Genomic DNA, 13033 nt, shown 5'->3' on the forward strand with positions numbered 1-13033 from the left:
TTTACTGAAAAAAATCATCATTTATGTAGCCTATGTTATTTTCTGTGAATCATGGTAGGTGCAGATTGTGCTTTGGCATAGAGCACAATATCAGCTATTGTAACTCGGTCAGGCGTATTTATTGCATACAAGATTGTATCTGCAACATCCTGTGGTTGAATGGCTTCAAAGCCTTCATATACTTTTTTGGCACGTTCAGCATCTCCTTTAAATCTTACCAAAGAAAAATCTGTTTCTACTGCCCCAGGTGCAATATTTGTAATTTTAATGCCATGTTTAGTTAGGTCATGACGCATTCCTTCACTGATTGCTTCAACGGCCGATTTAGAAGCACAATAAACAGCTCCATTCGGATAAGTATATTTGCCCGCTACCGAACTTATATTGATAATATGCCCTTTTTGGCGTTCGACCATTAGAGGCATTATTTCTTTCGAAACATACAGTAAACCCTTTACATTTCCATCAATCATGGCATCCCAGTCTTCTAGATTACCGTCATTGATTGGTTCTAAACCGTGAGCATTTCCCGCATTATTTACTAAAATATCAATCTTTTTCCAATTATCAGAGAGAGATTGTATTGCCTTTGCCACATCAGATTGCTTTCTTACATCAAATGCAAGTGTTGTAACGTTCACTTTTTCGGAAAAATATTTTTGTAGTTCTGCAAGTACTTCTGTTCTACGACCACATAAAATTAAATCAATTCCGTTGTTAGCAAATGCCTCGGCCGTGGCTTTACCAATTCCAGAAGTTGCACCAGTTATTAAGGCTATTCTACTCATTTGTTGATTTTAATGTTTATATATTATTCTTTAGTTTGTTATTGCTAAAGATAGTTTCATTTTAATCATTAAAAGAAAATTAATATTGACCTGATTAAATTCAATACTTAAATTAACCTATAATTTTGGGTCCTTCTTGATTGATTCCTGAAACATACGCATTCGCAATAATACCTACTTTTTCGAAGCTACTTTTCATTGCAATTCCAACCTTTTCAGCAGTTTCTAAACCTTTACTAAATGCAAAAATTGATGGACCAGCTCCCGAAATACTACATCCTAGTGCACCCGCATCTAATGCAGCATTTTTTACTTCAAAAAATTCGGGAATTAAAATCGCTCTAACTGGTTCAATGATAAAATCAATCATTGAGTTGGCAATTAGCTGATAATCTGCTTGCATGAGTCCCGCAATCATTCCAGCTACATTTCCCATTTGAGCAATTGTATTTTTCATAGATACTTCATTACGTAAAATATGTCGAGCATCTTTTGTATTTACTTCAATATCAGGGTGAACGATTGTTACAAACAATTCACTAGGCGTAGGCACTTTAAATACATCCAATGGATTATAACTTCTAACAACCACAAAGCCACCCAATAGTGCAGGGGCTACATTATCTGCATGAGCCGAACCACATGCTACACGTTCTCCTTCCATAGAAAAAGGAAGTAAATCTTTACTGACTAATGGCTTGCCAAGTAGTTCATTTACCGCAAAGACACCCGCAACTGAGCTTGCAGAGCTACTCCCAAGACCACTGCCTAATGGCATTTTTTTATGAAGTTCAATATCAAAACCTTCAGAAATTTGAGTATATTGAAGGTATTTAAGAATTGGCACTGAAACGGTATTTTTAGAAATATCGTAGGTGAGTTTTCCTTCATCGCCTGTAATTTGTGTAATAACAATTTGTTTGTCAGTTCGTTTTCTAACAATTACTTCATCGCCGGGAGCATCTACTGCAAATCCGAAAATATCGAATCCACAAGCTACGTTGGCTACTGTTGCGGGAGCAAAAATCTTAATAGAATCCATCAATAAAAATTTGTATGTTTCTTTGGTTTTGTTTGCCAAATTTAGTCCTTTTTAGCCGATTTTCTGAAACTGATTTTAGAAATATTATTTACTTGCGTAAGATTGTCCTTCTTTTTGTGTCGTACAAAGAAAAAATACTTGTATTTCGGTTACTTTTTATTAGATTTCGCTTCGTAAGAATAAAAAAAGTAATTTTACTGAACCCCAAACAAATCAAACAATGAACAGACTTTTTTTACCACTTCTGATTCTACTTTGGGCATTGTTGTACACAGGTTGGTGGAACTGTAGTAGAAAACCTCTATGTTCTGGCGAACCTGTCGCTGTAGGAGGTGATTTAACCGAAAATACAGTTTCTCCCCCAACAATTGATTCTACAAAAGTAGCCGATACTGTTAAAACAGAAGTACCTAAAGCTTCCACACCTGAAGAGCAAATTTTATTTACTCCATTAGATGTTTATTTTAATGTGAATCAATCAGGTATCAGTAAAACACCTGAAATCGAGAAGTTTATTGAAACAGCCAAGAAATATTTTGAGAAAAATCCCAATAAACAACTGATTATCACTGGTCATTCGGATAGCGATGGCTCAGATGAATTGAACCAAAAGCTTTCTGAAAACCGTTCTAAGAAAGTAAAAGAATTTTTAATTCAAGAAGGTTTAAAAGCTGAACAAATTATCACGGAAGGTAAAGGCGAAAAAGAACCAATCGCTTCTAATGATACTCCCGAAGGGAAAAAGCAAAATCGTAGAAGTACGGTACGTTTGAAAGAATAAATAAAGAAACTTTATAACTAATAAAAATATTAAAATAATGGAATTTTTTAAGTGTTGGCTAACAGACTTCCCTTGGGGAGTATTTCTTGGATGTTTATTACCACTACTTTTACTTTGGTGGTTTATGAATCGACAGATTAATCGTTGGAAATTACATGCCAATGAACTTGAAGACCGTATTAGTTTTTTAGAAGGTGAACTTGCTGCATGTAGAAAATCTAAAGTGTCAACAATTCCGAATGTAGATACTGCCAATGGTTCATCTGGAATTACCGCAGGAGCGGCCATTGCTGCAGGTGTTGGAGTATATACAGGACCACCAAAAAAAGATGATTTGAAAATTGTTGAAGGAATTGGCCCTAAAATAGAAGAATTATTTAATAATGCGGGAATCTTTACTTTTGCTGAGCTAGCTGAAACTTCAGTAGAAAGTATGAAATCAATTTTAGATGCAGCTGGGCCACGTTTTCAGATACATAACCCTACTACATGGGCTGCCCAAGCAGCGTTAGCTAGAGATGGTAAATGGGATGAGTTAAAAAAATGGCAAGATGAACTTTACAAGGGCAAGGCTTAATTGAAAATTATGAATATAAAAAAGTCTCTTCGGATTACCGTAGAGACTTTTTTAATGCGGTTACAATGTTTTTCTCGAAAAAAAATGTTTGTTTCGCAGAAAATTATCTAAGATTGAAAATTATTTATTAGATAAATAGTTCTTCAGTTGTTTAAACTATAATTAATGAAAAGGATTGCTATTTTTGCTTCTGGCTCAGGAAGTAACGCCGAACGCATTGCCACATATTTTGCAGCGAATGATAAGGTTAGTATTGAGCTTTTTCTTACCAATAATCCAACTGCGGGTGTAATCGAACGTGGAAGACGACTAGGAGTTCCGACCGTAATTTTTGATAAGAAAACTTTTAGTAAAACTGATAAAATTGTTCAATTATTACAAAATCAGGAAATTGATTTGGTAATTTTAGCTGGTTTTTTGTGGTTGATTCCTGAAAACTTAATAAAAGCATACCCAAATAAAATAGTTAATATACATCCAGCTTTATTGCCAAAATATGGAGGTAAGGGAATGTGGGGGCATTTTGTTCATGAAGCAGTAGTAGCAGCCCATGAAAAAGAGTCTGGAATTACGATACACTATGTAAATGAGCATTATGATGAAGGTGAAGTGATTTTTCAAGCTAAATGTGAAGTCGTTCCATCGGATACGCCTGAAGATGTAGCCAAAAAAGTACAATTACTTGAGCATATTCATTTCCCGGAAGTAATTGAAAAACTAATTGAGTAAACAACCTTTAAAAAAAGAGGGCAAAGATGGTTAGAATTTTTTACAAGGAGGGCAAGCAGGTAAAGAAAGAAACCGATGTCAGAGAGATTGGCCTATTGAAAAACTTGATGTGGGTTGATTTGCAATCACCTACTAACGAAGAAGAAGAGTGGGTTGAAACAAAGTGTAATATTAGTTTTCAGACTCCGCAAGAAATTGTTGAAATTGAGAGTAGTGCCCGCTATTTTGAACAAAATAATACCATTAATGCAAACTCCAACTTTTTAATTGCTGAAAATGATGGTTATTCATTTTATCCAGTTTCTTTTTTAATTAGAGATAATATACTTTTCACCTTTCGCCAAGGCGATTCTAAGACTTTTGCTGATACGGTAAAAAAGATTCGATTGGGTGAAGAAGTTTTTAAAGATGGGGTTGATATTCTACTTCTTCTATTAGAAACAAGAATTGAATCGGATGCAGATTTACTTGAATGGATGACCAAAGAGGTTAAAAGTATTAGCCGTACGCTGAGCCGTGAAAAGAAACCCAAACAAGATTCTCTAATTACCATTAATAATCTCCAAGAAAATACGATGGTTATTCGTGAAAGTATCATTGATAAACAAAGGGTACTTTCGCAGATTCTAAGAAGTCTTTATTTTCCGGAAGATAGAAAAGAACGCCTTCGAATTGTTTTAAAAGATATTAACTCCCTACTTGAGTACACTACTTTTAATTTCGAACGTTTGGAGTATTTGCAGGATACTTTTATGGGCTTGATTAATCTAGAACAGAACGAAATAATAAAGATATTTACTGTTGTAACCATCTGTTTTCTGCCACCTACGCTCATTGCAGGTGTTTTTGGAATGAATTATCCATTAATTCCAACAACCGAGCATCCTTTCGGATTTTGGATTGCTGTTATTTTAATGGTGATTTCCTCCTTGGGGTTTTTGTGGTTTTTCAAACGAAGAAGATGGATTTAGAATGTACGTTATTTAATATTTTTTAAAATAAATGCCAATTTTACCAACAAATAACGAGTATAGGCCACCGAAGTGGCAATTTAATGCCCATATTCAAACAATCTATCCGAGCCTTTTTCGGAAAATTCCAGTAAATTATCAACGTGAGCGAGTAGAACTAGCAGATGGAGATTTTCTTGATTTAGATTGGTCATTTGTAAACAATACCCGAGCTAAAAAACTATTAATTGTTACCCATGGATTGGAGGGTGATTCTACTCGACATTATGTGACGGGAATGATTAAGGTATTTAATGATAATGGGTATGATGGCTTAGGTTGGAATTGTAGAAGTTGTAGTGGAGAAATGAATCGTTTACCACGTTTTTATCATCATGGTGATGTAGATGACATTCGATTTGTTGTAAATTATGCAATCAATACCTATGCTTATGAGGAAGTAGTGGTAATTGGCTTTAGTATGGGTGGGAGCATGACGATTCGACTTTTAGGGCAAAATCCAGAACTATTACCTTCGCAGGTGAAAATGGGAGTTGCTGTTTCTGTTCCACTCGATTTACACACTTCAGTGTATGAATTGTATAAGCCTGGAAGAAGATTTTATATGAAACGGTTTATTAATAAACTAGGAAAAAAAATAAAGGAAAAGTCAACACAACATCCGAATAATAAATTAGTTAGTTATGAAGGGTACAAGCAAATTAAAAACTTTGAAGAGTTTGATAATCGCTATACCGCACAAATGTTTGGTTTCAAAAATGCCCATGATTTCTACCAAAAAGCAGCCGCTAAGCCTTTTTTGAAAAATATTCAAGTACCAACATTAATTATACAAGCAATTAATGACCCATTTTTATCTACTGAATGTTTGGATTTAGGAGAGGCAGGCGATAATCCAAATGTATTGCTTCAACTTTTAAAAATGGGTGGACACGTAGGTTTCATGATGCCAAACTCTAATGAAACTTGGGTTGAACGAAGAGTGATAGAGTTTATTAATGAGCACAAAATTTAGTTTTTATAAATGAAACAATTTGAAAAAATCCTACACGAAAGTTTTTTATTTAACCCAGTCGAAAATTGGCTTTGGTTTATTGGAATAATAATCGTAGGATTTCTTTTTAAAAGAATTTTTTCAGTTCTTCTTAGCAAAATTGTTTATCGATTAATCAAGCAAGAAACAAGAGATGTACCTGTTTCGAGTTTTGTAGATTTACTCAAACGACCTGTTGAGTTTATCATAACACTTTTGATTATTTACTCAGCTGTAAATGAAATATCTTTCCCAAAAAGATGGAGGATTATTCCATTTGGTAAGATGAGAGTAAGTGATTTTGCGGATAAAGTGCTTGATACCCTTTTTGTTATCGCTATCACGTGGATAATCATAAGGTTGATAAAATTCTTTGCCATTGTTTTTTTGAAAAAAGCGGAGGAAAATGATACAAAAGTTGATGAACATTTAGTGCCATTTTTTCGAGATATTATTATTGCACTAGTAGTATTTTGTTCGTTTTTCTTGATTCTTGGCTTTGTTTTTAGGCAAGATGTCATAAGTCTGATAACTGGTTTGGGTATTGGTGGGGTGGCCTTAGCTTTAGCAGCACGTGCTACTCTCGAAAACCTTTTTGCTTCTTTTACGTTATTTACTGAGCAGCCTTTCATTGTTGGAGATGATGTAGAATTAGATTCAATGGTGGGAAAAATAGAAAAAGTAGGTTTTAGAAGCACTAGAATTAGGCATGTTGATGGGAGTTTGGTTATTGTTCCAAATCAAATGTTAGTTTCACAAACGCTTAATAATCTTACTCAAAGAAAAGCTCGACGACATAAGTTTTTTCTGAGATTGAGCTTAGAAACCCCTCTTGAGAAAGTTAGAATAGTAATACAAGACATTCAGCAACTGCTTGATAATCACCCAGAAACAAGTGCTCAAGAGGGACATGTAAAATTTGATGATATTGGGGAATATTCAATCAACTTATTAGTTGTATTTTTTGCGGCTACTCCTGACTATTGGGAAAGTAAAACAATTAGGGAAGATATAAATTATCAAATTTCAAAAGTTTTGGAAAAGAACGGAGTGGAAATTGCAATGCCTCCAAACGTCGTTGGGGCAAATTATTCATTAAAAAATATTGATGATGATTATTGATTGCTATTCATGAAGTTAAGTCATTTTCGAATGAATAGCTTTCTTTTATTCACGCTCATAAGAACACAATTAACTTTATTGTATAAGGGTATTAAGTGAAAAAGATATTAAAAATGCATAAAATGTTTAGTTTTTTTTTGTAAAATTAAATTATTGTCTTATACTTGCATTCAAATCCAAAAAAACACTTCAAACGGTTCTTCTTTTCTTAAGAATCATTCATCCGTGAACCAGCTAGTTGTGTCCATCAAAAAGTTCCATTTTTTTTCGAGTTAATCCCCGATTATTTTGAACAAAAATCTATAATTTCTTTGGAATTGCTTTTTCCATGATATATCAAACCGCTAACCATAGCATCATAAAGTATTGTTAATTCTCTCGTATGTACACATTAGAAGAACTGAATCTTAAACTTCTATCAGAGTTAAGAAAAATTTGTATTGAAATGGGTGTTAAAGATGTGAGAACTGCCTCAAAAACTGAGTTAATACAGAAAGTTTTAGAGCAGCAAAGCTCCAATTCCCTTTTCAATATTCCGAAAGACCCTGCCGTAGATCAGGCCGCTGTGAATAATCCAGAACCGCCACTTTTTAAAGAAAAAGAAGATAAAGGTGGTAAAACACGTAAAAGACTATCAAAAGTAGAAGAAAAATCTACTTCTGAGAATAATACTGTTCAGGTTGTCCCTCCTGCAGTGGAAGTTGAGCATAAAACACCTCATCACAAAAGCAATCAGAATAAGAAAAACGATTTTAAAAAGAATTTTGATAAAGCTCCAAATATTGAATTGGAATCAATCGTAGATGAGCCTCAAGCCAATATTGATGAAGATCCAATTTTATCTATCCCTGAACCAGAAGAGTTTGATTTAGCGGAAATTGATGCAGAGATGGATGAATTTGCTCGTTTGACAGAAGACATTGTTCCTGAAATTACTGAGCCGAAAGAAGATAAACGCTACGTAGATACTTATACCAAAGATATTAAGAAGCAGTACAATAACCTAATCAAAGAATTTGATGGTATAATTGAGAATGAAGGGGTATTAGAAATTATGCAAGAAGGTGGATACGGCTTCTTACGTTCTGCAGATTATAATTACCTTGCAAGTCCAGACGATATTTATGTATCACCATCTCAAATTAAACTGTTTGGTTTAAAAACGGGTGATACCGTAAAAGGCTCAATTAGACCACCAAAAGAAGGTGAAAAATACTTCGCACTCTTAAAAGTACTGTCGGTCAATGGAAAAACTACTGAAGAAATTCGCGACCGTATCCCGTTTGAATATCTTACTCCTTTATTTCCAGAAGAACAAATCAAATTAAGTGGCCGCCCAGACGTATATTCTACGCGTGTACTCGATTTATTTGCCCCGATTGGAAAAGGACAACGTGGGATGATTGTGGCACAGCCCAAAACAGGTAAAACCGTACTTTTGAAAGAAATTGCCAATGCAATTACTCGCAATCACCCTGAAGTTTATTTGATAATTTTACTAATTGATGAAAGACCAGAAGAGGTAACTGATATGCAAAGAAGTGTTCGTGCAGAGGTTATTGCTTCTACTTTTGATGAAACTGCCGACCGCCATGTAAAAGTATCTGGTGTGGTTTTAGAGAAGGCAAAACGTTTGGTTGAATGTGGACATGACGTTGTTATTTTGCTTGACTCAATCACACGCTTGGCTCGTGCTTACAATACAGTTATTCCTTCATCGGGTAAAATTCTTTCGGGTGGTGTTGATGCGAATGCACTCCATAAACCAAAACGTTTCTTTGGGGCCGCTCGTAATGTTGAAAATGGCGGTTCGTTGACAATTATTGCTACTGCTTTGATTGATACAGGTTCTAAAATGGATGAGGTAATTTTTGAAGAATTTAAAGGTACAGGTAACATGGAGCTTCAACTTGACCGTAAATTGGCCAATAAACGTGTTTATCCTGCAATTGATATTTTGGCTTCGGGTACACGCCGAGAAGACTTATTGATGGATAAAGAATCTCTACAAAAAGTTTGGTTATTACGTAAGTTTATGGCCGATATGAACCCAATGGAAACCATGGAGTTCTTGCTAGATAAAATGAAAGGAACTCGAAATAATGAAGAGTTTTTATTGACAATGAATAGATAGACATAAAAAAGTCCCAGTCTTTAAAGCTGGGACTTTTTATTTGGTGGGATTGACTTAACTTAACTTTGTTAACCCTAAAAATTAACCATTCTTAATAACCTTCTTTGACCTAATCACATCATCTTGGTTTACAATCACAAAGTAAATACCCTCAGGGAGTCCAGATAAATCAAAATCGTGCAAAGCCTTTTCATGTACTGCTTCTTGCAAAATTTTGCCCGAAAGATTGGATAACTGATAATGTGTTTCGATACCCGCAGGAACTTTTACATAGACTTTTTCATCGGGTTCGTTATAGTAAATTACTAATTCGTCTTTATTCATTTTTGCAAGCCCTCTTGTTCAAGGGTTCTAATTTTTTATTACTTTACTCGTTCGTGATTTACCCTTCTGTGTTGTTCGTATAAAATACATACCACTCGTATAACCCGACAAATCTATACTTGGTTCGATTTCTTTTGTTTCTATCTGATACAATGCTTTCCCCCAAATATCTTCGAGCGAAATTTGTGTTTTTTCGCCGTTTAATTTTAAAGTTATTTTGTCGGTGGTTGGATTAGGATAAATTTGAAACTTTGAATTATTGGGCGTTATTTCATTGGCTGTAATGGTGAAATTCCCTTGCCAAGGTACTAAATTTGTCTCAGGCGTTGGTAAGTTGACATTAGTAAATATATGAAATTCTCCTGCAGCTAAATTAACAATTGGTGTAGCTTCATTGACATTAATTTCTTGTCCTGAAAAGTAATCATACCATTTCCCAGTTTTTTCAAAGTTAATATTTGTGCTTTCACTTCCGATGCCAAGATTCGCAATTATTCGAACATTCATTGAACTGTGATTCAAGCCTACTTGTTTAACAACTCCTGATGAACTTTCAGTAAAATCGCTAGAACTAAATGCTACTTGCGTAGTTTTGAGTTTTATCAGTTCGGCATAAACCTTAAATAGCTTAAGCCTATTTTCATCTTTTAAATACTCCCATTTTTGAGGTTTTATACCTGTTCTACCGTTAAAATCTATATTTACGTCGTACCCAAATTCGCCAAATTGCCAAAGCATTTTCGGACCCGGATACGCAAAAAATAAAGCGGCTAATGCTTTTGTGCGTTCAAGTACTACACCTAAATTTTTGACTTCATTTCGGCCATTATTCAAGGCATCATAAACAATTCGTTCTTCATCATGGCTTTCAAGATAACTTACCAAATTTGGTTCATTCCAACCTTTGTATTTATAATTTAGGCCAGATAGACTATTATTATTACCTTTGACCAAATTTCTGGCAGTACCATTCTGATTTCCCCAAAGCATAAATCCATAATTAGCCAATTCAATTTCTTCAGAATTATCGGCAAAATGTTCTAAAATCAAATAACTATCTTTATCAAATGACCGAACTTTATCATAAAAATGCTTTAATGTTTTGATACGATTTTCGTCATAGGCGGCCATTTGTGCATCTGTTAAAGATTTTTTTTGTGTAAAACCTTTCGATAAATCAAATCGGTATCCATCAACTTTATATTCTTTGAGCCAAAATTCTAAAACACTATCAAAATAGCTTTGGGTAGCTGAACTTTGGTGATTAAAATCGTAAAATACCGAATATAAATGTGGTGCAGTTGGGTTTTGGAAAGGACTATCAACTGAGGGTTGTGAACCATTCCAATAGGCTTTTGTATATGGGAATTCATAATCTGCATGATTGAAAACCACATCAAGAATAACGGCAATACCATTTTCATGGCATTTATCTATTAGATATTTTAAGTCATTTTTTGTGCCATAAGCTTTATCGGGAGCAGTATAGTAAGTCGGATTATACCCCCAAGAATTATTTGCCGTGAATTCATTAATAGGCATTAATTCGAGTGCATTAATTCCTAAACGTTTAAAGTACGCAATTGAATCGGCAACTTCTCGGTATCTTCTTGAGTTATTAAAATCTCTTACTAAAAGTTCATAAATGACCAATTTATCTTTAGTGGGTCTTTTAAAATCATTTATTTTCCAATTATAGGGAGTTTGTCCTGTCTGTATAACCGAAACTGTACCACCAAAGGTGTTTTTGGTAGGATATTGTTTTAGGTTTGGATAAGTACTAGAAGGTATCTCTGAGTCAAACTTTGGGTCAAGAATTTTCTCGCAAAATGGGTCTCCTACTGCAATTATTCCATCAATTAAATACTGAAATGCATATTCTTTTCCTTTTTCTAAGTTGTTGATTGTGAGCCAATAACGTTCGCCATCAGGTGCTTGATTCATCAAATATTTAGAGTCAATTTGCCAATCATTGAAATCACCAATAAGATGTACAAAGTTTTTCTTTGGTGCAAAAAATGAAAACGTTACGGTATTATCATTGATATAGTTGATGCCGTCTTTGATATTTGGAGGTAAGTTCAATACTGTATTTTGGGGTTTTATAATAAATGAGAACTCGCTTGTAGAAGATTCGTTTCCAAGTTGTACACTAATTGTGATTTTATTAATACCTTCAATGGTTTTGAATTGCAATGTTTTTTGTAAAGAAATAATTGCTGAATCACCACTAACTTGATAAGAAACAATAGGTGAAACTTGTGTTATTGCTTGAAACGTAAGATTCGCATTGGCTTTCGAAAATTTAAACTTAAAAAGAATATCTTCATTTTTACTAAAAATGGCGTTTGGGACAGGTTCAATAATTTTGAAATAAAGCCCATCATCATACAAATTCAAAATAAAATCTTCAGTTTGTGCTTTACCATCTCCACTTTTCAATAATAAACCTAGTTTTTTAATGGTTTTACCGGTAGGAACCTTAAAATAATCTCTTGGTTTTAGTTTGATACTCCATCTATCATTGCCTAGTGAACTCATTCGACCTGCTTCAAATGGAATATTAAAGTTAGTTTGACCACTTGGTTGATATTCAAAAGCATTATCAACCGTTCCAGCTCCAGACCATAAAAAAACGTCAGAATTTTTACCCAATAAACCACTAACACGTGAATCTTTGGCTTGTTTTAAATCAAAAATTAGTGTAATTTCTTTATCTCCATTAGGAAAGTAAGAATCAGTAGTAACTGCTTGACTAAAAGACTTTTGCAGTACAAATAGAAGAAGTGTGCATTGTAGAAAGATGCGTTTCATTATTTTATAAGTTAAAGTATGTTGTAAAAATACAACTATTTTTTTACAACATACTTTTCAAGCACCTCATAAACTCGATGGACGGGTAGTCCCATGACCGTATAAAATGAACCTTCTATTTTAGGTATGCCAATCATTCCGATAAAATCCTGAACGCCGTATGCTCCAGCTTTATCAAATGGTTTGCAACGTTCGATATAATAATCTATTTCCCAATCACTCAATTCTTTAAAATGCACGAAAGAAGTATCCGAAAATCCAATGGTTTCTTCCTTGGTCATTACACAAACACCAGTAATTACTCGATGTACTCTTCCACTTAGCATTTTTAACATTCCTTTGGCTTCCTCATAATCAGCGGGTTTATTTAAAATAATACTCGATTCATTTTCACGGTCGATAATAACTACTGTATCTGCACAGAGAATTATTTCATCTTGAAGATTTTCTTTAAAACATTCTGCTTTAGTTTTAGCTAAGAAAACAGGCACTTCTTCTACTGGCATACGCTCTGAAAAACTTTCATCTGTAGGAATTACTTTTACGGTAAAGTCAAATCCTGCATTATGCATGATTTCTTTTCTTCTGGGAGAGTTTGAGGCAAGTACAAGCGGTTTTATTAATTTCATTATTTGATTATTTGTTATTCGAAGGCGAAATTCGTTATTTTTAGCCAATTATCATTCTTTAAACTAAAGAAGTAGAGTGAATTATTGAA

At 34.1% G+C, this 13033-nt stretch carries 12 protein-coding genes; 7 read left to right on the forward strand and 5 right to left on the reverse strand.

The genetic code is table 11. From position 1 onward, the window contains the following. Nucleotides 1–35: 35 nt before the first annotated feature. Nucleotides 36–788 (reverse strand): SDR family NAD(P)-dependent oxidoreductase, encoded by a 753-nt coding sequence (locus EMTOL_RS16630; RefSeq protein WP_015030478.1) that lies wholly within the window; start codon nt 786–788, stop codon nt 36–38. Nucleotides 789–900: 112 nt separating this feature from the next. Continuing rightward, entirely contained in the window at nt 901–1830 is a 930-nt protein-coding gene (locus EMTOL_RS16635; protein ID WP_015030479.1) for a homoserine kinase, read from the reverse strand. Between the two features lie 220 nt (nt 1831–2050). Here EMTOL_RS16635 and EMTOL_RS21920 point away from each other — a divergent pair, with 220 nt between their 5' ends. From EMTOL_RS21920 to rho, 7 genes are all read left to right on the forward strand, one after another. Further along, on the forward strand, nt 2051–2611 hold the full coding sequence (locus EMTOL_RS21920) for an OmpA family protein (protein WP_015030480.1): 561 nt from the start codon (nt 2051–2053) through the stop codon (nt 2609–2611). A 37-nt stretch (nt 2612–2648) separates the two neighbouring features. Continuing rightward, the gene (locus EMTOL_RS21925) at nt 2649–3188 is read left to right on the forward strand and encodes a helix-hairpin-helix domain-containing protein (protein WP_015030481.1); all 540 of its coding nucleotides are present in this window, start codon (nt 2649–2651) and stop codon (nt 3186–3188) included. Nucleotides 3189–3353: 165 nt separating this feature from the next. Beyond that, entirely contained in the window at nt 3354–3917 is a 564-nt protein-coding gene (gene purN, locus EMTOL_RS16650) for a phosphoribosylglycinamide formyltransferase (protein WP_015030482.1), read from the forward strand. A 26-nt stretch (nt 3918–3943) separates the two neighbouring features. Further along, nucleotides 3944–4888 (forward strand): magnesium/cobalt transporter CorA, encoded by a 945-nt coding sequence (gene corA, locus EMTOL_RS16655; RefSeq protein WP_015030483.1) that lies wholly within the window; start codon nt 3944–3946, stop codon nt 4886–4888. A 31-nt stretch (nt 4889–4919) separates the two neighbouring features. Beyond that, on the forward strand, nt 4920–5903 hold the full coding sequence (locus EMTOL_RS16660) for a YheT family hydrolase (RefSeq protein ID WP_015030484.1): 984 nt from the start codon (nt 4920–4922) through the stop codon (nt 5901–5903). 9 nt (nt 5904–5912) lie between these two features. Next, complete coding sequence (locus EMTOL_RS16665) at nt 5913–7043, forward strand: mechanosensitive ion channel family protein (RefSeq protein WP_015030485.1); 1131 nt, start codon at nt 5913–5915, stop codon at nt 7041–7043. A gap of 382 nt (nt 7044–7425) precedes the next feature. Beyond that, complete coding sequence (gene rho, locus EMTOL_RS16670) at nt 7426–9177, forward strand: transcription termination factor Rho (protein WP_015030486.1); 1752 nt, start codon at nt 7426–7428, stop codon at nt 9175–9177. Nucleotides 9178–9258: 81 nt separating this feature from the next. Here the strand turns inward: rho and EMTOL_RS16675 are convergent, their stop codons facing one another. From EMTOL_RS16675 to EMTOL_RS16685, 3 genes are read right to left on the reverse strand one after another with little or no spacing between them, the layout of a single operon-like run. Further along, nucleotides 9259–9501 (reverse strand): T9SS type A sorting domain-containing protein, encoded by a 243-nt coding sequence (locus tag EMTOL_RS16675; RefSeq protein WP_015030487.1) that lies wholly within the window; start codon nt 9499–9501, stop codon nt 9259–9261. Between the two features lie 27 nt (nt 9502–9528). Continuing rightward, nucleotides 9529–12315, reverse strand: coding sequence for an alpha-amylase family glycosyl hydrolase (locus EMTOL_RS16680; protein WP_015030488.1), 2787 nt, complete (start codon nt 12313–12315; stop codon nt 9529–9531). Nucleotides 12316–12350: 35 nt separating this feature from the next. Continuing rightward, a complete protein-coding gene (locus EMTOL_RS16685; RefSeq protein ID WP_015030489.1) occupies nt 12351–12944 on the reverse strand; it encodes a Maf family protein in 594 nt (197 codons plus the stop codon). Between the last annotated feature and the right edge of the window lie 89 nt (nt 12945–13033).

Source organism: Emticicia oligotrophica DSM 17448, from assembly GCF_000263195.1.
In the GTDB taxonomy this organism is placed as follows: Bacteria; Bacteroidota; Bacteroidia; order Cytophagales; family Spirosomataceae; genus Emticicia; species Emticicia oligotrophica.

Coding starts and splice junctions, on each gene's coding strand:
- EMTOL_RS16660 (WP_015030484.1), top strand. CDS start 4,920: ATGCCAATTTTACCAACAAATAACGAGTATAGGCCACCGAAGTGGCAA.
- EMTOL_RS16635 (WP_015030479.1), bottom strand. CDS start 1,830: ATGGATTCTATTAAGATTTTTGCTCCCGCAACAGTAGCCAACGTAGCT.
- EMTOL_RS16665 (WP_015030485.1), top strand. CDS start 5,913: ATGAAACAATTTGAAAAAATCCTACACGAAAGTTTTTTATTTAACCCA.
- EMTOL_RS16630 (WP_015030478.1), bottom strand. CDS start 788: ATGAGTAGAATAGCCTTAATAACTGGTGCAACTTCTGGAATTGGTAAA.
- rho (WP_015030486.1), top strand. CDS start 7,426: ATGTACACATTAGAAGAACTGAATCTTAAACTTCTATCAGAGTTAAGA.
- EMTOL_RS16685 (WP_015030489.1), bottom strand. CDS start 12,944: ATGAAATTAATAAAACCGCTTGTACTTGCCTCAAACTCTCCCAGAAGA.
- EMTOL_RS16680 (WP_015030488.1), bottom strand. CDS start 12,315: ATGAAACGCATCTTTCTACAATGCACACTTCTTCTATTTGTACTGCAA.
- corA (WP_015030483.1), top strand. CDS start 3,944: ATGGTTAGAATTTTTTACAAGGAGGGCAAGCAGGTAAAGAAAGAAACC.
- EMTOL_RS16675 (WP_015030487.1), bottom strand. CDS start 9,501: ATGAATAAAGACGAATTAGTAATTTACTATAACGAACCCGATGAAAAA.
- purN (WP_015030482.1), top strand. CDS start 3,354: ATGAAAAGGATTGCTATTTTTGCTTCTGGCTCAGGAAGTAACGCCGAA.
- EMTOL_RS21920 (WP_015030480.1), top strand. CDS start 2,051: ATGAACAGACTTTTTTTACCACTTCTGATTCTACTTTGGGCATTGTTG.
- EMTOL_RS21925 (WP_015030481.1), top strand. CDS start 2,649: ATGGAATTTTTTAAGTGTTGGCTAACAGACTTCCCTTGGGGAGTATTT.